Origin of the sequence: Klebsiella sp. MBT K-1 (assembly GCF_002556465.1) — a bacterium.
GTDB classification, from domain to species: domain Bacteria; phylum Pseudomonadota; class Gammaproteobacteria; order Enterobacterales; family Enterobacteriaceae; genus Klebsiella; species Klebsiella grimontii.
In genome coordinates, this window is record NZ_PDEL01000006.1 from 101,862 (window position 1) to 124,432 (window position 22,571).

The window sequence follows — 22,571 nt, forward strand, 5'->3', positions numbered from 1 at the left end:
CCCCGGCCTGAAATATTCTGCGGTTTGCTTCCCCGGCGGCGCTGCGCTGACCGGGCTACGGGTTCACCCGCGTCTGCGGGTCGGTAGCCCGGCTAAGGCGTTTACGCCGCGAGCCGGGAAGGGCGCTGATGCCAATATTTTTACCCCAGCGGGCCGCCCTGAATGGTTTCGCACAGGCCGTTGATAATCCGCTCTCCGGTCTCGGTTTCCAGCTCCTGATACCAGGCTTGCGTCAGCGCCATATCTTTACCATGGGTCACGTCGCAACGTTTTCGCGCCTTCAGCACCAGGTCGCGGACCCGATCGCAGCGCTGCGCTTCGTACTGGCGCAACACCCCGGCGATATCGCGGCTCTCGCGGAACAGATCCCCCAGCACCACCGCATCCTCCAGCGCCGCGCAGCCGCCCTGGCCGATATCCGGCGTGGTGCTGTGCCCGGCATCGCCCAGCAGCGCCACCTTGCCGCGAACCAGCCGCTCAAACGGTTCAATATCATGGATTTCAATGCGGTTGGTGGTCTGGGGATCGAGGGCGGCGATCAGCTTCTGCACCTGCGGCGCCCAGCCGCTAAAGTAGCGGCTGAGATCCGCCCGTAGCGTGCTGCGATCCTCGGCCAGCCCCGCCGGCAGCGGAACATCAAAGAAAAAGTAAAACCGGCCATCGGAGACCGGCATCAGCGACACCCGTTTCCCCTCGCCGACGAAAGTGGTCCACTGGTTGCCCGGCGCAATCGCCTCATCAATCTCCACCAGACCGTTCCAGTTAACGTAACCCGCGTAGCGGCGCTCAGGGGTATAGCCGAGCACGTACGGGCGCAGCGCGGAATGGCTACCGTCGGCGGCAATCAGAAAATCTCCCTCCGCCATCGACCCGTCGGTAAACCAGACGCGAACGCCGTCGGCGTGTTCTTCGCAGCGGGTGACGCGTTTACCAAACTGCACGGCGTCGCGTCCCCAGAAGTCGAGCATCTCGCGCTGCAGTTCAGCGCGGGAAACCGGACAGGGGCGGCCGCCGGTACGCTCTACCAGCGGAGCGAGGCTGAACTGGGTCAGGTCCTCCCCGCGCAGATAATCCTTATAAGCGAGAAAATGCATCGGGCCGCCGTAGCTCTCGATAATATCGCCCATACCTAAATGCTTCATGCACTTCACGCCGTTAGGCCAGATGGAGATGGCCGCGCCCACCGGTTTGATTTCTTTCACCGCTTCAAAGACTTCGCAATGGATACCTGCATTTTTTAACCCTACCGCCGCGCTCAGGCCGCCGATGCCGCCGCCGATAACTAATGCTTTCATTTGCTTCTCCTTTACATACGTCGTGATTGGCTTGAGCAATTTGCGTACCACTTTGACGCAGGCGCGGATTTCGCCGATTCGGCCTCCCCGCCATCGTGCGGTTGCACAATCGTGGTGCGTGATGGGGGTTTTGTTGCCTTTTTATGAATCAATAATTTCTATATTAGGAATCGAGAATCTAAAGTTTCACCGCGGCGGCCCGCGCAGGCGCACAGGGGTTAACCAGGAAGATGATTTATCTCTTTGTAAAATTGAGGAAAAATTAAATGTTGCGCAAGTGTGAGCGAATTTGGCCTGTTTTGTGCACCCGTTCCCGCACGCTTATTCGCAACGGGATGAAACGACCATGTCAGATGAAAAAAACGGCGGCTTACTGTACGGCCTCGAGCAGCGGATCCCGCCGCTCCCGGCATTTTTTAGCGCTTTACAGCACGTACTCGCCGGGCTGGTGGGCATCATCACGCCGCCGCTGATTATCGGCGCGGCGCTGGGGCTGGGAGAGTGGCTGCCCTATTTAATCAGCATGTCCCTGCTGGCCTCAGGCATCGGTACCTTTTTGCAATCCAACCGCGTTTGGGGAATCGGCGCGGGCATGATCTGTATGCAGGGCACCAGCTTTGCGTTCCTCGGCGTCGCCATTGCCGGCGGTATGTGGGTAAAAGGGCAGGGCGGCACGCCGCAGGATATTATGGCCATGCTGTTTGGCGTCAACTTCGTCGCCGCGCTGGTGCCCTGTCTCGTCAGCCGCTTTATTGAACCGCTGAAGCGTATTTTTACCCCGGTGATTACCGGCAGCGTGATTGCGCTGATCGGCATTAGCCTGATTAAAGTCAGCGTCATTAACTGGTGCGGCGGCGAGCAGGCGAAAGCGTTTGCCAGCATGAGCAATATCGCCCTCGGCGCGGGTACGCTGGGGACCATCGTCCTGCTGAGCTGTGCGAAAAACCGCTGGCTGCGCCTCTCTTCGGTGGTGGTGGGGATTGCCGTCGGCTGCGCGGCGGCGGCGCTGAGCGGATCGTTCCAGCTTAAAGGCGTCGGCGATGTCTGGTTCCGCTTGCCGCAGCTGTTTCCGTTTGGTTTTCAGTTTAACAGCGCGATTTTTCTGCCGATTGCGCTGGTGTCGCTGGTCTGCATTCTTGAGGCGGTAGGCGATCTGACGGCTAACTGCCTGATCTCTCAGCAGTCAATAGATGACGAGGCCTTCCGTTCGCGGCTGAAAGGCGGCATTCTTGCCGATGGCATAAGCTGCATGGCGGCGGCGATGCTGTGCGCGTTCCCCAATACCACCTTTGCGCAAAACAACGGCGTGATTCAGATGACCGGCGTCGCCAGCCGCTACGTTGGCCGCTACATTGGGGTGATTTTGATTCTGCTGGGCCTGTTTCCGCCGTTCGGCGAGATACTGCGCCAGATTCCGGCGCCGGTGCTGGGCGGCGCGACGATGGTGATGTTTGGCTGCGTCGTGGCGGCGGGGATCCGCATTATCACCCAGAAACCGCTGACCCGCCGCGATATGCTGATCGTTGGCCTGGCCTTTGGTTTTGGTCTCGGCATTGAGGCGGTCCCGGCGTTTCTGACCCACTTCCCGCCGATCGTGGGTAACCTGTTCGGCTCCGCGGCGACCAGCGGCGGGCTGGTGGCGATTGTCCTGAATCTGATTATCCCGGAAGAGAAACCGGCCGCGGCGGCGGCCACAAGGAGCACCGATGATCGCGCTGAATCACTTTAACCAGCTGAGCGGCGAAGAGGCCGTTTCCCTGCTGGCGCCCTGCGTTGCCGTTCCTGGTTGGGCAGCGGCGCTCGCCGCCGGCCGGCCCTGGCGCAGCCGCGCTGATTTGCTCAACGCCGCGCAGCGGCTGATGGCGGCGTGGGGCGAAGCGGAGCTGGCCGAGGCGCTAAGCGCCCATCCGCGTATTGGCGAAAAGCCCGCCGGGTCTCAGGCGCACGCGGCGCTCTCGCGTCAGGAGCAGGGAAGCGTTGATGAGCGCGATGCTGCGCTGGCGCAGGCGCTGAAAGCGGGCAACGCCCGCTACGAAGCGCGATTTGGCCGGGTTTTTTTGATTCGCGCGAAAGGGCGCAGCGGGGATGAAATCTTAGCGGCGCTGTCGCGTCGCCTGCAAAACAGCGAGCGCGCAGAAGTTCAGGACGCGTTGGCGCAGCTGCGCGAAATCACCTTATTAAGACTGGAAGGAGCAATTGGCGAATGAGTACCTTAAGCACCCATATTCTGGATATCTCTACCGGCCGACCGGCGCAGGGCGTGAAGGTTGTGCTGGAGCGCGAAGGCGCGCTGATTGCCCGCGGGGCCACCGATGAGAACGGCCGTATTGGCGAACTCGGCGCCGGGCCGCTGGCGCCGGGGCATTACCGGTTGAGCGCGGAAATCGGCGAGTGGTTTACCGCCAGCGGGCGCGAGACGCTCTACCTGAGCGCGCAGATTGATTTCGCCATCCGCGAAGCGGCTGGCGGGCACTATCATTTACCGTTTTTAATTGCCCCCGGCGGCTGGTCCACCTATCGCGGCAGCTAAATGTCCCCCGGAGGCGGCGCTGCGCGCCTCCGGGAAAGGGACTACTGCGCAGCCGCATCTCCCCATACGCGCTCGCCGTTTACCCACGTCTCGCTAATATTGCGTTCATCGCCCAGGGTCATCAGCACGAACAGCTGCTCATAGATATCTTTGCAGCGCCCGCTGCGTAAGCGCTGCAGCGGCGTGACCGCCGGGTCGATAACCACAAAATCGGCCTCTTTGCCGGGCTGGAAATTGCCAATCTTCTCATCAAGGCGCAGGGCGCGCGCGCCGCCGAGGGTCGCATGGTAGAAGGCTTCGCTGGCGCGCAGGCGATAGCTTTGCAGCTGGCTGACCTTATACGCCTCGCCGAGGGTGCGCAGCATACTGAACGTAGTGCCCGCGCCAACATCGCTACCGATGCCCATCCGCACCTTGTTCTGCCAGCAGACCGGTAAACGAAACAGCCCGCTGCCGAGGAACAGGTTCGACGTCGGGCAAAAGGCCAGCGCTGAACCGGTCTCGTGCAGGCACTGCCACTCGGCGTCCGCCAGGTGAATGCCGTGGGCAAACACGCTGCGCTCGCCGGTTAACCGATAATGATGGTAGACGTCGAGATAGTGCTCATGCTCCGGCCACAGGCTTTTTACCCACGCCACTTCGTTGAGGTTTTCGCTCAGGTGGGTATGCAGCCAGGTATCGGGAAACTCTTCCCGCAGCTGCCGCACCGCCGCCAGCAGCTCTGGCGTCGAGGTCGGCGCAAAGCGCGGCGTAATGGCGTAGCCGAGACGGCCGCGCTGGTGCCAGCGTTCAATCAGCTCGCGGGTTTGCCGGTAGCTCTGCTCCGCGCTTTCGCTCAGGTAGTCCGGCGCGTGGCGATCCATCATCACTTTCCCGGCGAGCAGGCGCATATTCAGGCGCAGCGCTTCGTTAAACAGGGCATCGACCGATTGCGGATGCAGCGTACAAAAAACCAGCGCGGTAGTGGTGCCGTGGCTTAGCAGCTGGTTGACAAAAAATTGCGCGATCTCGGCGGCGTAGTCGGCATCGGCAAACTGGCTCTCCACCGGAAAGGTATAGGTGGTGAGCCACTCCAGCAGCTGCTCGCCAAATGCGCCAATCATCTCGGTTTGCGGATAGTGGACGTGGGCATCGACAAACCCCGGCAGCAGCAGCTTACCGCGCAGGTCGCGATAGCCCTTCTGCGGGTGCAGGTACCGTTCGCCCTCCTGCCATGGCAGCAGCGCCTGAACGCGTCCGTCGCGAAGAAACAGCACGCCATCCTCCAGATAGCGCGCATGGCGGGCGATATCGTCAGCGCTATCGGCAACGGCGGCGATATCGAAAAATGCGCCGCGAACTGCGGCATGGTAGTCAAACATCATAGCTGCCCTGTGGGTTAGCGAAAGGATAGGTTGATTGAGCAAGATTAATGCCAGTTTGCGCAGGCGGAGAGCCGCCGCGACGTGACGCCGCGGCGGGGATGCGGGGTTACTCTTTCTGGGCGAGGGCGCTGAAACCGGCCGTCGCGCCGACGCGCTCGTCGCGGGCAATCCAGCGGTAGGCCGCGCCGCTCAGGAAGACGCCAATAAACCAGCTAAAGTTGGCCACTTCGTGCAGGGCCGGAATAAAGCTGATGACCAGGCCAATAGCGACGGAGGGTATCAGGGCGGCGATCGCTTTCGGGTTAAAGCCGTTGCGGTACCAGTACTGGCCTTTTGGCGTGTCGTCAAACAGGTCGTTGACGGAAACTTTACCGCGCTTAATGATGTAAAAATCCACAATCAGGATGCCGAACAGCGGGCCGATAAACGCCCCCAGCACATCAAGGGTGTAGTGGATAAGCTCCGGCGAGTTAAACAGGTTCCACGGCGTCAGCAGAATCGACCCCACGGCGGCAATCATCCCGCCGGTGCGGAAGCTGATTTTCTGCGGCGAGCAGTTAGAGAAATCGAACGCCGGGGAGACAAAGTTGGCCACGATATTAATCCCGATGGTGGCGGTGATCATGGTCAACAGGCCAATGGCGACCGCCAGGTCGTTGCCCACGCGGCTCACGGTCTCAATCGGGTCGGTGATCATGCGGCCAAACAGCGACTGCGTTCCGGAGACAATCACCACGGTCACGATGGAGAACAGCAGGAAGTTAAACGGCAGTCCCCAGCGGTTGCCGCGGCGGATTTCGCCCATGCTTTTGCCGTAGCGCGAGAAATCGCCAAAGTTGAGCAGCGGGCCGGAGAAGTAGGAGACCACCAGCGCGGTGGCGGTGATCATCTGCCATGTCTGCTCCCCGGCGCTCAGAGACTTACTGGCGAGGGTAAAGGAGATCCCGTCAAAACCGGTCTTGTATACAATCCAGCCCGCCAGCGCCAGCATCACCACGTAGACCGCCGGGCCAGCGATATCAATAAAGCGCTTGATGGCGTTCATTCCGTGCCAGAACACCATCGCCTGCAGCAGCCACATGGTGGCGAAGCAGAGCCAGCCCAGATGCGACAGGCCAAGGAAGCTGGAGGCGGTGAGCGTTGATAGCGAGGGCCAGAACTTCAGCAGCACCAGCATCAGCGCGTTGGCGGCGAGATAGGTCTGAATGCCGTACCATGCGAAGGCGATAAGCCCGCGGATCACCGCCGGAATATTGGCCCCAAAGACGCCAAACGCCTGACGACAAATGACCGCGTAGGGCACCCCCGCCATCTGGCTGGGCTTCGCCACCAGGTTGGCGCACAGCTGAACGATGCAAATCCCCACCAGCAGGCACAGCAGCACCTGCCAGCTCGCCAGACCAAGGGTAAAGAAGCTCGCCGCCACCACGTAGCCCCCCATGCTGTGCACGTCCGACATCCAGAAAGAAAAGATGTTGTACCAGCTCCAGTTCTGGTCGCGCGTCGGCGCCAGATCCTCATTGCAAAGCCGTGGGCTGTATCCAGCGTGGGGATCAGCGGCCTTAACCTGATGTGTATTTTGTTGATTTGGCATGAAACCTGCTCCTGTAAATGAACACCCGTTTAAATGGATTGCTGAGGCTGTTGCAGGATTTAGGCCAAAGTAGTTATTTTTGTATGCAATAATTAAATTTTATGTATACGATCCGATATCAAAAAGTAAAACCGGAGTGGTGAATGAGCAACCAACATCGTCTGCAGGCCGCGCCAGAACTGCAGGATAAAGACGAATCCATCTATCAGGCGCTGATGACCGCGATCGTCGAGCATCAGCTGCCGCCGGGGAGCAAACTGCCGGAGGAGGCGCTGGCGGAGGTGTTCGGCGTAAGCCGCACCGGGATCAGAAAGGTGCTGCAACGACTCGCGACTGTGCAAATGGTCGCCCTGACGCCCAAACGTGGTGCACAGGTCGCCAGTCCGACGGTCGAAGAGGCGCAAGAGATCTTCCGCACCCGCGCGCTGCTGGAGGTCGCCAACCTGCCGGATGTGCTGGCCCGCTGTCAGCCGCCGCATCTGGCGGCGCTGGAGGCCATTATCCGTCAGGAGCAGCAGGCCCATGAACGCTATGACGGCCCGGCGGCGATCCGCTACTCCGCCGAGTTTCATATTCAGCTGCAGGCGATCTCCGGCAATCAGGTGCTCACCGAGATGGTGACCCGCCTGAGCCAGCGCTCTTCATTAGTTATCGCGGCGTGGGGATCGCCGTGGCGTCAGGGCTGCCGCTGCGACGATCACGAACGGCTTGTCCAGCTGCTGCGCGACAAGGCGCTGCAGCCGCTGAGCGATGCGTTAAGCCACCATTTTGAACATATTGTCGCCAGCCTTTGCTTTGAGCGTTCTGGCGTGACCCTGCCCGATTTTGCCCGGCTGTTTGCCGGTTATAAGGAGCCGTAATGGCCGCTGTTTGTATACAAGTGATCAATCCCAACACCAGCCTGGCAATGACGGAAACCATCGGCGCCGCCGCGCGGGCGGTCGCCGCGCCGGGAACCGAGATTCTGGCGGTCTGCCCCCGCGAAGGCGTCCCATCGATAGAGGGCCACTTTGATGAAGCCATCGCCGCCGTGGGCGTGCTGGAGCAGATCAAAGCCGGTCGCCAACAGGGGGTAGACGGGCACGTGATCGCCTGTTTTGGCGACCCCGGGCTGCTGGCGGCGCGCGAGCTGGCGCAGGGGCCGGTGGTGGGCATTGCCGAAGCGGCGATGCATATGGCGACGCTGGTGGCCACCCGTTTCTCCATCGTGACCACGCTGCCGCGCACCCTGATCATCGCCCGTCATCTGCTGCACCAGTATGGTTTTCATGACCACTGCGCAGCCCTGCACGCCATTGATTTACCGGTGCTGGCGCTGGAGGACGGCAGCGGTGTGGCGCAGGAGAAGGTGCGTGCGCGCTGTATTCAGGCGCTAAAAGAGGACGGCTGCGGGGCCATCGTACTGGGCTGCGGCGGGATGGCGACGCTGGCCCAGGAGCTGACCCGCGAGCTGCGCGTGCCGGTGATCGACGGCGTCAGCGCGGCGGTCAAAATGGTTGAGTCGCTGGTGGCGTTAGGCCTGTCGACCAGCAAGCACGGCGATTTAGCTCTTCCCGAAAACAAGGCGTTGAGCGGCAAATTTCAGGCATTAACCCCGTTTTAAATGAAGAGGTGGCAGATGGCATTTTTGGCAGACGATTACCCGCGCGACCTGCGCGGCTACGGCGGACAGCCGCCGCATGCGCGGTGGCCGAACAACGCGCGCATCGCCGTGCAGTTTGTGCTGAACTACGAAGAGGGCTCGGAAAACCACGTGCTGCACGGCGATGCCGGTTCTGAACAGTTTCTGTCCGATATTATCGGCGCCGCCAGCTACCCTGACCGGCATATGTCGATGGACTCCTTGTATGAGTACGGCAGCCGGGCCGGTTTCTGGCGCATCCATAATGAGTTCAGCAAGCGGGGACTGCCGCTGACCGTGTTCGGCGTTGCTATGGCGCTGGCGCGGCATCCCGAGGTGGTCGAGGCGATTAAGTCGGCGAACTATGACGTGGTCAGCCACGGCTGGCGCTGGATCCATTACCAGAATATGTCCATTGAGCAGGAGCGGGAGCATCTTCATAAAGCGGTGCAGGTGTTAACCGATCTGTTTGGCAAGCCGCCCACCGGCTGGTACACCGGGCGCGACAGCCCCAATACTCGCCAGCTGGTGGTGGAGCACGGCGGTTTTGATTACGACAGCGACTATTATGGCGACGACCTGCCGTTCTGGAGCGAGGTGACCTGCGGCGACGGGACGCGTAAGCCGCACCTGATCGTGCCTTATACCCTCGATGCCAACGATATGCGCTTCGCCACCGCCCAGGGGTTTAATACCGCCGAGCAGTTTTACACCTATCTGAAAGACAGCTTTGATGTGCTGTATGAAGAGGGGGCCACCGCGCCGAAGATGATGTCCATCGGTATGCACTGCCGCCTGCTGGGGCGTCCGGGCCGCTTTCGCGCGCTGCAGCGTTTCCTCGATTATGTGCAGCAGCACGACCGGGTCTGGGTCTGCACCCGTCAGCAGATCGCCGACCACTGGCGCGAGATTCATCCGTTTGGTGGGTAAAGTCGTTCCCCGGGTCGCGCCGCAAGCGGCTTACCCGGGCTACTGGCCTGCAGGCGCGAGTTAACCCGTAGCCTGGGCAGGGAAGCGACACCGGGGAAGCAAACCGCAGAGCATTTCAGATTTGACATATTCCCGGAGGCGATGCTGCGCATCAGTCCGGGCAACCGGCCCGCAGACGGCGATGGACCCGTAGTCCGGGTAAGCGCAGCGCAACCCGGGGGATTCCCTTAACTCATTAAACTCACCTGGGCGGCGACGATGCGCCAGCCGAAGGGGAAGCGCACCCAGGTTTGCTGCTGTCGGCCAATGCGTTCGCTGCCTTCGCGGGTGAATTCGGTGCTGCACACCGCGTAATCCTCGCCGAAGGTGGTGATGGTGGTGTGCCGCAGCTCGCGCGCTAATCCGGCGGCGGGACGGGCGGCGCGAAAGGCGCGGATTTCGTCGATACCGTAGAGATTTTCCCCGGCCCCCAGCCGCACCGTGCGCTTATCGTGCCAGAACAGCTCATCCAGCACCGCGATATTATTGCTCACCAGCGCGTCCTCATAGCGGTAAAACGCCGCCGTCACCTCGGCGAGGATCCGCGGGCGATTAATATGCTCTTGCGTCATCATGCTGCTATCTCCACCGGGCGGGCGTCGGTCACGCCCGTCTCTTCCAGCGCCCGCGCGACCCGCAGACAGGCTTGTTCATTAAAAGGCGCGGCAATCAGCTGCAGGCCGATCGGCTGCCCGCTCGCCGTGCGCAGCGGCACGGTGACCACCGGCAGGCCAAGGAAGGAGATGGGCTGAGTCAGCATCCCCATACTGGCGCGGATCGGCAGCGGCTGGCCGTTGATCTCCATGTTCTGCGCGCCGATGAGCGTCGCGCTGCACGGCGTGGCCGGGGCGATAAGCACATCCGCATGGGCGAACAGGGCTTTAAACGCCTGCTGTGCGTGGCGGCGGAAGCGCTGGGCCTGAAGATACCAGGCCGACGGGATCATCGCGCCCGCCAGCAGGCGCTCGCGTGAGTTCGGCTCAAAACGTTCGGCCTGGCTACGCAGCGCGGGCAGGTACTGGTTGCCGCCCTCGGCGGCGCTGATAATAAACGCCGCCGAGCGGGCCAGCTCCGCCTCCGGGAAGATCAGCTCCTCATGCGCCGCCAGCGACCCGGCGACGCGAGCGACGGCCGCGCGGGCGTCGTTATCGCACCATGTCGTAAAATAACCGCCGAGCGTGGCGCAGCGCAGGCCTTCGAGACCGCGCGACAGCAGATTCGCCGTGCGCTCGCTGGCCTTGTCGGCCTGAAAACCATCGCCCGGATCGCGGCCCTGCAGGGCATCGTAAACTGCGGAAAGGTCGCTGACGCAGCGGGCAAACGGACCGATATGGTCGAGGCTGGCGACGAAAGGATGGCTCCCGGAACGCGACAAGCGGCCAAAGGTCGGCTTCAGGCCGAAGATCCCGCACAGCGATGCCGGGACGCGAATGGAGCCGTTGGTGTCGCTCCCCAGCGAAAAATGCACCAGCCCGGCGGCCACCGCCGCCGCCGACCCGCCCGAGGAACCCCCGGCGATCCGCGAGAGATCGTGCGGGTTACGCGTCGCCCCGTAATGGCTGTTTTCGGTGGTAAACCCGTAGGCGTAGGCATCCATATTCAGCATCCCGGAGAGCAGCGCGCCCGCGCTGTGCAGCTGGCGCACCGCCCAGCTATCGGCAACGGCGGCGGGGCGATCGCCCAGCAGCTGCGCCCCGGCAAGGGTCGTGTGTCCGGCGACATCGAAAAGATTTTTCACCGCATAGGGAACGCCTGCCAGCGCGGGCAGAGGCTTTTTTTCCCGCCGCAGGGTATCGATATTTTCCGCCTCAGCGAGCATGCGTTTTTCGCTGATGTGGGTCCAGGCGTTGATCTGCGGGTTAACCCGCGCGATGTTCTCCAGGGTGTGGCGGGCGATCTCTTTGGCGCTGAGTTCGCCGCTGGCCAGCGCGCGCTGGATGTCGTGAATCGTCATTTCAGGCAGCTTCATGCTTTATAAACTCCGGCGATTTCGACGCGCTCGTCGAGGGGAAAGGCCAGCAGCGGCCCGGCCATGGCGGCAATGCGGCTAAACTGCACCCGGAGCTCTGCGCGCCGCGCATCGTCCAGCTCCAGCGCCAACAGCTGTTCCATTTGCGTGAGGTAAGCGTCCCATTCGTTGTGCGGTGTGTTCATCATCAGCTCCTAATATCCGGCGGCGGAGCCGTTGCTGCGCGGATCGCTGGCCCCCTCGAACAGACCGTTGGGGTGGCGAACGATCGCCCCGGCGTGGCCCATGGCTTCGCTGAAATCGGCTAGCACTTCAACGTCATGCCCCAGTTGACGCAGGCGGGCAACGCATTCGGCGCTGAAGCGGCCTTCGAGCTTGAGCGAGTCGGAGGTTTGCCCCCATGTGCGTCCCAGCAGCCAGCGCGGCCGGGTGATGCTCTCCTGCAGCGGCGCGTTTTGCAGCACGTAGCGGGTGAAAATAGCGGCCTGGGTTTGCGGCTGACCGTCGCCGCCCATCGAACCGTACACCATCACCCGGCCATCGTTCAGCCTTGCTGCGGCGGGGTTGAGGGTGTGAAACGGCTGTTTGCCGGGCGCCAGCGCCAGCAGGTGGCTCGGGTCGAGGCTGAAAGAGGCCCCGCGGTTCTGCCAGACAATTCCGCTCTCCGGCAGCACCACGCCGCTGCCGAATTCGTGATAAAGGCTTTGAATAAAGGAGACCGCCAGTCCGCTTTTATCGATAACCCCCATCCATACGGTATCGCCAGGGCCTTTGCCCGCGCCCCACGGGGCAGCCTGCTGGTCGTCGATGTTATCCGCTAGCGGCTGTAGCGCCGCCGCCGCCAGCAGGCTCTGGATATCGACATCAAGGTGGCGCGGATCGGTGATATGCGCGTCGCGCAGGCCGAAAGCCAGCTTGGTCGCCTCAACGATGCGGTGGACGGTCATCGCATCGTCGGCGTCGGCCATCGCCAGCCGGTCGGTGATGCCGAGGATTGCCAGCGAAACCAGCCCCTGGGTCGGCGGCGCGAGGTTCCACAGTTCCCCGTGCTGATGCTCAAGCCTGAGCGGCAGCGGGCGGCGGGCGCGATGCTGCTGCAGATCGCTGAGGGTCACGGGCAGTCCATACTGTCCCATACCGCGGGCCAGATGCTCCGCCAGCGGCCCGCGATAGAAGCTGTCCAATCCTTCCTCGCTTAACCGGCGCAGAGTGTTCGCCAGCGCCGGCTGCAAAAAGCGGCTCCCGGCCTTCGGCGGCTGGCCGTCCACCAGAAAGGTTTCGGCGAAGCCGGGCTGGTCGCGCAGTTCGCTGAATTTCCCGGCGGTGGCGCTGGCCTGCGAGGCGGTAACCGGGATGCCGCTCGCGGCGTAGCCGATGGCATCTTCCAGCAGCCGCGACAGCGGCAGCGATCTTCCACTTAACTCGCGCGAAACCTTCAGCGCTTCGTCCCAGCCGCTGACGGTGCCCGCTACGGTGAGGGCCGCCTGCGGGCCCCGGTGGGGGATCTGCGCCAGGCCGGCGTAGGCCTGCGGCGTCGCCAGCGAGCCCGCCGCGCCGCTGGCGTCAATGGCGATGGGGTCGCCTTCGGGCGGCACGATAAGCCAGAAGCCATCGCCGCCGAGGCCGTTCATATGCGGGTAAACCACGGCGATGGTGGCGGCGGCGGCGACCATCGCTTCTATCGCGCTTCCGCCTTCGCGCAGAACCGCCAGCGCGCTCTGGCTGGCCAGATGATGGGGCGCGACCGCCATCCCGTGGGCGGCAACATGACTTTGCATGGGGTGTCCTCAATTAACCGAATCGTCGCCAGAGGGTTGCAAAAGCTGTTCCATGTCTGAACGCAAAGTTTCAATCGCTGCTGGCGATGGGCGTTTTTTGCCGAACTGGCATGCATTATGAAAGGCGTTAGCGGTATAGTGCGGTGAAACGAAAGTTACAGAGGTCTTATGCAACAGCTTGATGAACGACTAAAAGAGCAGTACCCGTCTTTATCGCCGCAGGAACAGCGGGTGGCGGATTTTATTTTCGATCATTTTGATGACCTGATTAGCTACAACAGCGCAGAGCTGGCGCAGCTTAGCGGGGTATCGAAAGCCACGGTCAGCCGTCTGTTCAAGCGCCTGGGCTATGAGAAATATAAAGATATGCGCGATGAGCTGCGCACCCTGCGCCAGAGCGGAATGCCGCTGACCGATAATCGCGATGCGGTGCAGGGCAACACGCTGCTGGCGCGCCACTATAAACAGGAGATGGCCAACCTGACCCAGTGGGTTAACGCCCTTGATGTCCAGCAGTTCGCCGAGGCGATTCAGGCGCTGGTAAGCGCCCGGCGTATTGTGATTATCGGCATGCGCAATGCTTATCCGGCGGCGCTGCATCTGCGCCAGCAGCTTCTTCAGGCGCGCGGGCAGGTGCTGGTGCTGCCGCAGCCGGGACAAAGCTTAAGCGAGGAGCTGGTGGATTTAACCGCGGACGATCTGGTGGTGGTGATGGCGTTTCGCCGCCGCCCGCGCATTATTCGCCCGCTGCTGCAGCAGCTACAGAGCAGCGGTATTCCGGCGCTGCTGATGTGCGAGCCGCAGGCCCACGGCCTGTTTCCGCTGGCGCGCTGGCGGCTTTGCGCGCCGCTGGATAGCGTATCGGCCTACGATAGCTACGCGTCGGTCAATAGCCTGATCAATCTACTGTCGAACGCGTTTCTGCACGAAATTCTCGATAAAGGCCGCCCGCGTATTCACGATATTGCCACCCTCTATCAGCAGCTGGACGAGCTGGAACAACGATAATGGGGCGCCAGCGTGGTGCCTTGCATGATTTTGGTGCGACAAAATAATGGGGGAACGCGCGGTCGTTTCCTCTTAATTCCTCACTTTCCCTTGTTTTACCTTCGCTTAGCCAAACGGCGGACTCACCCGATGCGCGGCGATTTATCTGGCACATTAGTTGCAAAAGTGACTTTAAAGAATCTTTTGTTTCATGTTAACGTAACGGGTAAACACCATGAAAAAACTGTTGATCGCACTGGCCGGGGCCGCTTGTCTGTTAACCAACCTCTCGGCGGCGAAGGCTGACCAGCTCCAGGATATTGAAAAGCGCGGCACGATCCGCATTGCGGTGCCGCAGGATTTCCCGCCGTTTGGCTCGGTGGGGACCGACCTTCAGCCGCAGGGCTACGACATCGATATGGCGCGCTACCTCGCCAAACAGATGAAGCTCAAGCTGCAGCTGGTGCCGGTCACCAGCGCCAACCGCGTGCCTTATCTGCAAACCGATAAGGTGGACCTGGTGATTTCCAGCCTCGGTAAAAACGCCGAGCGCGAGAAGGTGATCGATTTCAGCCGCGCCTACGCGCCGTTCTTCCTCGGCGTATTTGGTCCGAAGGGCGCAGAGCTGAAAGACCCGGCGGCGCTGAGTGGTAAAAGCGTTGGCGTGACCCGCGGCGCGGTGGAAGATATGGTGCTGACCAGCGTGGCGCCGAAAGAGGCGCAGATTAAGCGCTACGAAGACAACAACACCACGCTGTCGGCGTATCTTTCCGGCCAGGTGCAGTACGTCGCTACCGGAAACCTGGTGGTGGCGGCCATCTCCCGGCAGAACGCTGACAAAGCCCCGGTGCCGAGCTTTATGCTAAAAGACTCGCCATGCTTTATCGGCCTGAAGAAAAATGAACCGGCCCTGAAGGCGAAAGTGGATGCGCTGATTGAGCAGGGGGTGAAAGACGGCACCCTCAACGGGCTGTCTGAGAAGTGGCTGAAAGCGCCGCTGCCTGCCAGCCTCGGCGCCTAAGGTTCGGGCATGACGGAGCAACTTCATTTCTCTGAGCTCTGGCCGCACTGGCCGGAGCTGCTGGCGGGGCTGTGGGTGACTATTCAGCTGACCGTGCTGGCGACGATAGGCGGCCTGACGATTGGCATTTTCGGCGCCGCCGTTCGCAGCGGGCGTCCGACGTGGTTCAGCCGGATATGGGGCGGGTATGTCGAACTGATTCGCAACACGCCGTTTGTGGTACAGCTGTTTTTTATCGTCTTCGGCTTACCGAACCTGGGGCTGAAGATGACGGCGGGCGAGGCCGCGCTGCTGGCGATGGTGGTGAACCTCGGGGCCTACAGTACCGAGATCGTACGTGCCGGTATTCAGGTGACGCCGAAAGGGCAGTGGGAGGCGGGGCGCGTGCTCGGGCTGACCCGGACGCAGACCTTCATTCAGGTCATTCTGCCGCCCGCGCTACAGCGCATTTATCCGGCGCTGGTGAGCCAGTGCATCATCGTCATGCTCGGTTCGTCGGTGGTGTCGCAGGTCTCTTATGAAGAGCTGACCTTCGCCGCCAACCTGATTCAGTCGCGCACCTTCCTCAGCTTTGAGGTCTATCTGGTGACGACGGGGATTTATTTAGCGCTGTCGATAACGATGCGCCAGCTGCTGCTGGCGGCGGGACGTAAATGGCTGGGGGTACAGGCATGATGACCACCTTTACCGATTGGGACATTGTCCGCAATCTGCTGCTGGCCGGGCGCTGGACGGTGCTGCTGTCGCTGGTGGCGTTTCTCGGCGGCGCGCTGGTGACGCTGCCGCTCCTGCTGCTGCGCATGACCGGCGGGCGCCAGGTAAAACGCCTGATCCGCGGCTATATCGAACTGTTCCAGGGGACGCCGCTGCTGATGCAGCTGTTTCTCGCCTTTTTCGGCGTGGCGCTGTTCGGCATCGACGTTTCGGCGTGGACCGCGGCCTCGCTGGCGCTGACGCTGTACACCAGCGCCTTTTTGCTCGATATCTGGTTCGGCAGCATTCGCGCCCTGCCAAAAGGGCAGTGGGAAGCGTCGCGCTGTCTGGGGCTGAGCTTTGGCCAGACGCTGTATCGCGTCGTCGCGCCGCAGGCGCTGCGGATCGCCATCGCCCCGACGGTCGGCTTTGCCGTGCAGGTGATCAAGGGCACGGCGCTGGCGTCGATTATCGGCTTCGTCGAGCTGACCAAAGCGGGCACCATGCTGACCAACGTCACCTATCAGCCGTTTAAAGTCTTTGCGCTGGTTGCGCTGGGCTACTTCATTCTGTGTTATCCGCTGTCCCGCTACAGCCGTTATCTGGAGAACAAATTCAATGCCTCTCATCACCATTAATCAGATGCAGAAGTATTACGGCGATAACCACGTGCTCAAGGGCGTCGATCTGGATATCGATATGGGCGAAGTTATCTCGATTATCGGCCGCAGCGGGTCCGGCAAGAGCACGCTGCTGCGCTGCATCAACGGGCTGGAAGGCTATCAGGAAGGCAGCATTAAGCTCGGCGGGATGACCATTACCGACCGCGACTCGCAGGCGCGTGAGATCAGCCGCTCTATCGGCATGGTGTTCCAGAACTTTAACCTGTTCCCGCATATGACGGCGCTGGAAAACGTGATGCTGGCGCCGCGTCGGGTGCTGAAGAAGAGCGCCGCCGAGTGCCGTGAACTGGCCCAGCGGATGCTGGAAAAGGTCGGATTGGGCGACCGGCTCGATTACTACCCATCGAGTCTCTCCGGCGGCCAGCAGCAGCGCGTGGCGATTGCCCGCGCGCTGGCGATGTCGCCAAAAGTTTTACTCTGTGACGAGATCACCTCGGCGCTGGATCCGGAGCTGGTGGGCGAAGTGCTCAAGGTGCTGGAGCAGCTGGCGGCGGAGGGCATGACGCTGATTCTCGTGACCCATGAAATGAATTTTGCCCGCGAAGTGGGCGACCGCGTCGTGTTTATGCATCAGGGGCGCGTCTGGGAGCAGGGCGACAGCAAAACGCTGTTCGCCAACCCGCAGACCAGCGAACTGAAGCAGTTTATTTCATCCGTGCGCGGCCTCAATCAATAAGGACTTAAAGATGGATATCACCCAGTTTCCGCAACTCAACCCGCCGTCGCGCCTGCTGATGGGGCCCGGCCCGATTAACGCCGACCCGCGCGTGCTGCGCGCCATGTCGAGCCAGCTTATCGGCCAGTACGACCCGGCGATGACCCACTATATGAACGAAGTGATGGCGCTGTACCGCGGCGTATTTCGTACCGAAAACCGCTGGACGATGCTGGTGGACGGAACCTCAAGGGCCGGGATTGAGGCGATCCTGGTTTCGGCTATTCGGCCGGGCGACAAGGTGTTGGTACCGGTATTTGGCCGCTTCGGCCATCTGCTGTGCGAAATCGCCCGCCGCTGCCGGGCGGAAGTGCATACCATTGAAGTGCCGTGGGGCGAAGTGTTCACCCCGGACCAGGTGGAGGATGCCGTCAAACGTATTCGTCCGCGCCTGCTGCTGACGGTGCAGGGCGATACCTCGACCACCATGCTGCAGCCGCTGGCGGAGCTGGGGGAGATCTGCCGCCGCTACGACGCGCTGTTTTACACCGACGCCACCGCCTCGCTGGGCGGCAACCCGCTGGAAACCGACGCCTGGGGACTGGATGCGGTCTCGGCCGGGATGCAAAAATGCCTTGGCGGCCCGTCCGGCACCTCGCCGATTACCCTCAGCGCGCGCATGGAAGAGGCGATTCGCCGCCGCAAATGCGTGGAAGAGGGGATCCGCACCGATGCCCACCGCGACGGCGACGAGGAGATGATCTACTCCAACTACTTCGATCTCGGCATGGTGATGGACTACTGGGGGCCGGAGCGCCTTAACCACCATACCGAGGCCACTACCGCGCTGTTCGGCGCCCGCGAATGCGCCCGCCTGATCCTCCAGGAAGGCCTGGATTACGGCATTGCCCGGCATAAGCTGCACGGCGATGCGCTGGTTAAAGGCATCCAGGCGATGGGGCTGGAGACCTTCGGCGACCTGAAACACAAGATGAACAACGTGCTTGGCGTCGTCATCCCGCAGGGCATCAACGGCGACCAGGCGCGCAAGCTGATGCTGGAAGATTTCGGCATTGAAATCGGCACCTCGTTTGGCCCGCTGCACGGCAAGGTATGGCGGATCGGCACCATGGGCTATAACGCGCGGAAAGATTGCGTGATGACTACGCTCAGCGCCCTGGAGTCGGTGCTGAACTATCTCAAATTCCCGACCACCCAGGGCGCCGCGATGCAGGCCGCGTGGGACCACTATCGCAGCGAGCGCGCGCAATGAGTCAAACACAACGCCAGCAGGCGGATATGCAGCAGGCCGCGGCCCGGGTGATGGCCCGCGCCGACGAGCTGGCGGCGATCAGCGAAACCCCGGACGCCCTGACCCGGGTTTATCTCTCTCCTCAGCATCTTGCGGCCAACCAGCGGGCGGCGCTGTGGATGACCCAGGCCGGGATGACCGTCTGGCAGGACAGCGTCGGCAATATATGCGGGCGCTATGAGGGAGAGCAGGAGGGAGCGCCCGCCATCCTGCTGGGTTCGCACCTTGATACGGTGCGCAACGCCGGGCGCTATGACGGTATGCTCGGCGTCCTGACGGCGATCGAGGTGGTGGACAGCCTGCATCGACAGGGGCGTAGGCTGAAAAAGGCGATCGAGATTGTCGGCTTTTGCGATGAAGAAGGGACGCGTTTCGGTATTACGCTGCTCGGCAGCCGCGGGCTGACCGGCACCTGGCCCGAGAGCTGGCTGGCGCAGACCGATGCCGATGGCGTCAGCGTGGCGCAGGCGATGGTGCTGGCCGGGCTGGATCCGGCGCGCGTTCACCTGGCCGCCCGCAGCCAGGAGGAGATCGCCGCGTATCTGGAACTGCATATCGAGCAGGGGCCGTGCCTGGAGCAGGAAGGACTGGCCTTAGGCGTAGTGGAAGCGATTAACGGCGCGCGTCGTCTGAACTGCCGCTTTACCGGCGAGGCGGGACACGCCGGGACCGTGCCGATGAGCCATCGGAAAGATGCGCTGGCCGCCGCCGCCGAGTGGATGGTGCTGATAGAGACGCTGACCCGCGAACAGGGCGGAAACCTGGTCGCCACGGTGGGGACGCTGCGCTGCGCGCCCGGCGCGGTTAACGTCATTCCCGGCGAAGTCGCGCTGACCCTCGACATTCGCGGGCCGAAAGACCAGCCGCTGGATGCGCTGCTGGATACGCTGCTGACGGAGGCGCAGGCCATTGCCGCTCGTCGCCAGCTGCGGTTCAGCGCCGAAGAGTTTTACCGGATTGCCGCTACCGCCTGCGATAGCGGATTGCAGCAGGTATTGAGCGAGGCGGTGCAGGCGGTGCAGGGGCGTTCGCTAACGCTGCCGAGCGGCGCCGGGCATGACGCCATCGCCATTGCCGAACGCTGGCCGTCAGCGATGCTGTTTGTCCGCTGCAAAGGCGGCATCAGCCATCATCCCGCCGAGTCGGTCACCGCCGATGATGTGGCGCTGGCGATAGACGCCTATTCGCGCGCGGTGTCGGCGCTGGATGCCGGAAAGTAAGCGCCGGGCGGTCCGGCGCGGTACGGTCCCCCACCGGTGGCGGTGGGGGACCGTTTTATTTTTTGCCGTTCGGTTTGAGCTGTTCGCCGGGTTTAAGGCGGAACAGCTCGTCATCGCGGGTGGAGTAGCGAACCGTCCCGTCAGCTATCCGATAAGCACCCTCCGTGAATCCCGCGCCGTTCAGGAACGGCGCCACCGCGTCCGGCGTATTGCGGAAGGCGGCTTCCAGGGCGAGAAGCGCATAGGGGGCGATACTATCGATACTGGCATATTCGGCCTCAGGGTTATCGACAAAAAAGCCGTTGATGCGCTGCTTGTTGATGATGTTAGCGCCGATACGATCCGCCAGCGTCAAATAGTCCTGCTGCCCGGTGGCCTGCCACAGGTCGATAAGCGCGAAAATCGCATACGGCTGATGATTCTCCGTTTGGTTATTCAGCCTGCGGTTCGCGCCGCCGGGTTCGCCAATATCGCCCAGTCCCTGGCCTTTGGCGATACCTCGCGCGACTTTCCAGATGGCACGATCCGGTTCAAGCGTCCAGGCGCGGGCATAGGAGAGAAGAAATTCATTTCCCGCCGGATAGGCTTTCAGCACCGTGCCTTTTTTCCCATAATAGCCATCGCGTTTTAACGCATAGCCGGAGAGGTCCGTGCCGTTGGCCAGCAGAGGGCGGAAGGTATTGTTCTGCTCATCGTAAGCGTAGGTCGCGAAGGCCTTGAGGCCATCAAGGGTCCATTTTTTGAGATCGTCGCCGGCGGTGCCCAGCGATTTAGCCAGGGCAAGCTGCATCAGCGCATTTTCTGAGTAGAGGGTGCTGGTCCGGCCCTTCAGCAGCATATTGCCTTCCAGCGCATCGGGCCCCAGTTCGGGACCAAACTGACGCTGCGCGCGGTCGCCGTATTTCGAGTGCGTATCGCTATCATCGGTAGTGTCGGCGCGTTTTAGCGCTTGGGTAAACTGGTAGACGCCGAGCCCGGTCTTCTTATCGCGCGGCAGAACGTACTGTTCGGCCAGACGCTTCGCCCACGTCAGCGCGCCTGCGTCGCCATCGTATTTATAGAGCAGCGATGCGGAGTAGATAAGGTCGTTGCCGGCATTGAGAAAGCTCAGGCCTTTGGTGGCGAAAAACGGCGGCTGTTGGACAAAATCATTTTGCCAGAGCGCGCCCATCGCTTTGCCGTACTCCCCGTGACGGCTGGTTTCCAGCGTTTTCCAGTCGTAAACATGGGCATTCCAGAACGCTTTGATAAAGCGCGCGGTGGCCTTGTCATCGACGGCAAACATCATGTCGTAATAGGGGTACGCGTTCTTAAGTTCATGGACCATCTCCTTTTCGCTCGGGCCTTGAGGCTGCAGCGTTTTCAAATCAACAAAGCGATGGCCTCCCCACAGCAGTAGCCCGCTGGCGTCCTGATAGTGGTCAAAGTAGTAGCGAATATTCTCCGCGACCCGCTGCTTATATTTTGCTTCGCCGGTCAGGTTGCTTAACCCTACCAGCACCCGCATTAAATTTTGCTGGGCGGAGAAGTTCGACAGCACGGTAACTTTACCGTCCGGAAAAACCCATTCCATTTGCTTGCCGGTGCGAGGATCCACGCCGTTTGCCAGCAGAGGAGAGTGATGGCCGTACCGATCCCCCGCTTTATCCAGCACGACCTCGGCGAACTGCTTTACGCTGCTCAGACGCGCGTTCTCCTGGGCGCCAGCACTCAGGGAAAAGAGACTCAGAGCGCCCAATGCCAGGGTGATTTTTGCAATCTTCATTATTTTCCTCTTAATGAAAATAAGGGTTTAATGAAACCCTTATTTATTTTTATCTGGCTGACAGGAAGTTATCAGAAGGAGTATTTCACGCCAACGCGATAACGCGTCTGGCGTTCATCGGTGGCTTTACTGCCGGAAACATTCGCTATTGCCATATAAGGCGACCAGTTTTTATCAAATTTATAGGTCAGCTTAAAATCATGGGTCCAGTCGTAGCTTTCGTTATCCGCTAAAATAACCCCTGCGGAGTTGGCTTTTTTATAGTCCAGTTCATAATCCAGCTGATAATCTTTGAGGAATTTCCAGGAAATAACGCTGGTCAGGTTATAACCGTTCTCCGAGGTGTCTTTAGACGTGCCGATATTACCTGAATTGCGCTTGTAGTAAGGGCGGTAACGCAGTGAGGCGCTGAGGTCATCTGTCAGGTTGGCTTTGCCGCGCAGATAAGGGCGGTAGCTATTTGAAGACGAGCTGGTATCCAGAGAGAAGCCAGGCTCAATCTGAAAGGTTTTATTTATTTTATGCACATAGCTCGCCACCACTTCGGTGCCGTTACTAACGGTTTCATCATAGGCTTTATTTTTATCCTGCGAACCTTTCCATTTCCCTTCCAGCGACAAGCCAAAACCATTAGCAAAACGGTGAGACATCAACAGTCTGTCTTTATGATTATTGCCGGCTTTGTCATTGGTTTCATGACGGTAATCAAAGGTCACCGCGTGGGCAGCAATACTGATAAAAGGAATCGTGACTAATAATAATGAGCGAAACATAGAGTGCCTCTACTTTTTATATTTTCCAAAGGTACAAGAAATTACCTGCCGTAAAGCAGGCAGAACGATACACATTAAATTATTAGAGGGTGGTGTGGTGCCGGGTGCCTCCCAGTGAATCAGGCGCTGACTTCCTGATTCGTCAATAAAAACGAAACGTAGATGAGGGTATTCCTCGATTCAGCTTGACCCCGCCGCTTAGGGGGATTCACCACACATTATTCTTTATTCCCTGTTGATGGCTAATTCGCACTGCTTGTAATTTTATTGAAAATAACTTTTACACAAAATGAAATGATGTTTTGAGATCGAGATCTGAATATTAAAAAGAGAGGGTAAATA

Annotated in this window: 21 protein-coding genes and 1 pseudogene; 13 read left to right on the plus strand and 9 right to left on the minus strand. The window is 60.8% G+C overall.

Annotated features, from left to right (window positions below):
• Nucleotides 1-140 precede the first annotated feature (140 nt).
• Nucleotides 141-1,295: an FAD-dependent urate hydroxylase HpxO gene (gene hpxO, locus CMQ96_RS10305; RefSeq protein WP_004871444.1), complete on the minus strand. Its 1,155-nt coding sequence runs from the start codon at nt 1,293-1,295 to the stop codon at nt 141-143.
• Between the two features lie 346 nt (nt 1,296-1,641).
• Between hpxO and CMQ96_RS10310 the strand changes: the two genes are divergently transcribed.
• Genes CMQ96_RS10310 through uraH form a run of 3 tightly spaced genes read left to right on the plus strand, consistent with a single transcriptional unit; the run spans nt 1,642 to nt 3,825 of the window.
• Nucleotides 1,642-3,024: a nucleobase:cation symporter-2 family protein gene (locus tag CMQ96_RS10310; RefSeq protein WP_098066772.1), complete on the plus strand. Its 1,383-nt coding sequence runs from the start codon at nt 1,642-1,644 to the stop codon at nt 3,022-3,024.
• The gene (uraD, locus tag CMQ96_RS10315; RefSeq protein WP_024359601.1) at nt 3,002-3,502 is read left to right on the plus strand and encodes a 2-oxo-4-hydroxy-4-carboxy-5-ureidoimidazoline decarboxylase; all 501 of its coding nucleotides are present in this window, start codon (nt 3,002-3,004) and stop codon (nt 3,500-3,502) included. The genes CMQ96_RS10310 and uraD overlap by 23 nt, the downstream gene beginning before the upstream one ends.
• On the plus strand, nt 3,499-3,825 hold the full coding sequence (uraH, locus tag CMQ96_RS10320) for a hydroxyisourate hydrolase (RefSeq protein ID WP_004871437.1): 327 nt from the start codon (nt 3,499-3,501) through the stop codon (nt 3,823-3,825). The genes uraD and uraH overlap by 4 nt, the downstream gene beginning before the upstream one ends.
• A 41-nt stretch (nt 3,826-3,866) precedes the next feature.
• Here the strand turns inward: uraH and guaD are convergent, their stop codons facing one another.
• Nucleotides 3,867-5,186 (minus strand): guanine deaminase, encoded by a 1,320-nt coding sequence (gene guaD, locus CMQ96_RS10325; RefSeq protein WP_064342440.1) that lies wholly within the window; start codon nt 5,184-5,186, stop codon nt 3,867-3,869.
• A 109-nt stretch (nt 5,187-5,295) separates the two neighbouring features.
• Nucleotides 5,296-6,783 carry an NCS1 family nucleobase:cation symporter-1 gene (locus CMQ96_RS10330; protein ID WP_004871435.1) on the minus strand — a complete coding sequence of 496 codons (1,488 nt, stop codon included), beginning with the start codon at nt 6,781-6,783 and terminating at the stop codon, nt 5,296-5,298.
• Between the two features lie 143 nt (nt 6,784-6,926).
• Here CMQ96_RS10330 and CMQ96_RS10335 point away from each other — a divergent pair, with 143 nt between their 5' ends.
• The 3 genes and pseudogenes from CMQ96_RS10335 (at nt 6,927) to puuE (ending at nt 9,334) form a co-directional block, all read left to right on the plus strand.
• A complete protein-coding gene (locus CMQ96_RS10335; protein ID WP_004871433.1) occupies nt 6,927-7,643 on the plus strand; it encodes a GntR family transcriptional regulator in 717 nt (238 codons plus the stop codon).
• Nucleotides 7,643-8,367: pseudogene (hpxA, locus tag CMQ96_RS10340) on the plus strand (allantoin racemase); the annotation flags it as partial. The gene CMQ96_RS10335 and the pseudogene hpxA, both read left to right, overlap by 1 nt.
• Before the next feature lie 34 nt (nt 8,368-8,401).
• A complete protein-coding gene (gene puuE, locus CMQ96_RS10345; RefSeq protein ID WP_082237335.1) occupies nt 8,402-9,334 on the plus strand; it encodes an allantoinase PuuE in 933 nt (310 codons plus the stop codon).
• Between the two features lie 227 nt (nt 9,335-9,561).
• Here the strand turns inward: puuE and hpxZ are convergent, their stop codons facing one another.
• The 4 genes from hpxZ to hpxW are packed head-to-tail and all read right to left on the minus strand — an operon-like array spanning nt 9,562 to nt 13,120.
• Nucleotides 9,562-9,948 (minus strand): oxalurate catabolism protein HpxZ, encoded by a 387-nt coding sequence (gene hpxZ / locus CMQ96_RS10350; RefSeq protein ID WP_098066776.1) that lies wholly within the window; start codon nt 9,946-9,948, stop codon nt 9,562-9,564.
• Nucleotides 9,945-11,342, minus strand: a complete 1,398-nt coding sequence (locus CMQ96_RS10355; RefSeq protein ID WP_098066778.1) for an AtzE family amidohydrolase — start codon at nt 11,340-11,342, stop codon at nt 9,945-9,947. The genes hpxZ and CMQ96_RS10355 overlap by 4 nt, the downstream gene beginning before the upstream one ends.
• A complete protein-coding gene (gene hpxX, locus CMQ96_RS10360) occupies nt 11,339-11,527 on the minus strand; it encodes an oxalurate catabolism protein HpxX (RefSeq protein WP_004871419.1) in 189 nt (62 codons plus the stop codon). The genes CMQ96_RS10355 and hpxX overlap by 4 nt, the downstream gene beginning before the upstream one ends.
• A gap of 9 nt (nt 11,528-11,536) precedes the next feature.
• Complete coding sequence (hpxW, locus tag CMQ96_RS10365; protein ID WP_098066780.1) at nt 11,537-13,120, minus strand: oxamate amidohydrolase; 1,584 nt, start codon at nt 13,118-13,120, stop codon at nt 11,537-11,539.
• Nucleotides 13,121-13,288: 168 nt separating this feature from the next.
• Between hpxW and hpxU the strand changes: the two genes are divergently transcribed.
• From hpxU to hpxK, 7 genes are all read left to right on the plus strand, one after another.
• Nucleotides 13,289-14,128 carry a MurR/RpiR family transcriptional regulator HpxU gene (gene hpxU, locus CMQ96_RS10370; RefSeq protein ID WP_004849708.1) on the plus strand — a complete coding sequence of 280 codons (840 nt, stop codon included), beginning with the start codon at nt 13,289-13,291 and terminating at the stop codon, nt 14,126-14,128.
• 214 nt (nt 14,129-14,342) lie between these two features.
• The gene (locus tag CMQ96_RS10375) at nt 14,343-15,128 is read left to right on the plus strand and encodes a transporter substrate-binding domain-containing protein (RefSeq protein WP_004871415.1); all 786 of its coding nucleotides are present in this window, start codon (nt 14,343-14,345) and stop codon (nt 15,126-15,128) included.
• Nucleotides 15,129-15,137: 9 nt separating this feature from the next.
• Nucleotides 15,138-15,803, plus strand: a complete 666-nt coding sequence (locus CMQ96_RS10380; protein ID WP_004871413.1) for an amino acid ABC transporter permease — start codon at nt 15,138-15,140, stop codon at nt 15,801-15,803.
• On the plus strand, nt 15,803-16,459 hold the full coding sequence (locus tag CMQ96_RS10385) for an amino acid ABC transporter permease (protein ID WP_004871411.1): 657 nt from the start codon (nt 15,803-15,805) through the stop codon (nt 16,457-16,459). The genes CMQ96_RS10380 and CMQ96_RS10385 overlap by 1 nt, the downstream gene beginning before the upstream one ends.
• Complete coding sequence (locus tag CMQ96_RS10390; protein ID WP_004131222.1) at nt 16,440-17,180, plus strand: amino acid ABC transporter ATP-binding protein; 741 nt, start codon at nt 16,440-16,442, stop codon at nt 17,178-17,180. Before CMQ96_RS10385 ends, CMQ96_RS10390 begins: the two co-directional genes overlap by 20 nt.
• Before the next feature lie 10 nt (nt 17,181-17,190).
• Nucleotides 17,191-18,432, plus strand: a complete 1,242-nt coding sequence (locus CMQ96_RS10395) for an alanine--glyoxylate aminotransferase family protein (RefSeq protein WP_064342443.1) — start codon at nt 17,191-17,193, stop codon at nt 18,430-18,432.
• A complete protein-coding gene (gene hpxK / locus CMQ96_RS10400; protein WP_049130922.1) occupies nt 18,429-19,691 on the plus strand; it encodes an allantoate amidohydrolase in 1,263 nt (420 codons plus the stop codon). The genes CMQ96_RS10395 and hpxK overlap by 4 nt, the downstream gene beginning before the upstream one ends.
• Nucleotides 19,692-19,746: 55 nt before the next feature.
• Here the strand turns inward: hpxK and CMQ96_RS10405 are convergent, their stop codons facing one another.
• The gene (locus CMQ96_RS10405; RefSeq protein WP_064371672.1) at nt 19,747-21,456 is read right to left on the minus strand and encodes a pectate lyase; all 1,710 of its coding nucleotides are present in this window, start codon (nt 21,454-21,456) and stop codon (nt 19,747-19,749) included.
• Between the two features lie 71 nt (nt 21,457-21,527).
• The gene (locus CMQ96_RS10410; RefSeq protein ID WP_004871401.1) at nt 21,528-22,229 is read right to left on the minus strand and encodes an oligogalacturonate-specific porin KdgM family protein; all 702 of its coding nucleotides are present in this window, start codon (nt 22,227-22,229) and stop codon (nt 21,528-21,530) included.
• Nucleotides 22,230-22,571: the final 342 nt, after the last annotated feature.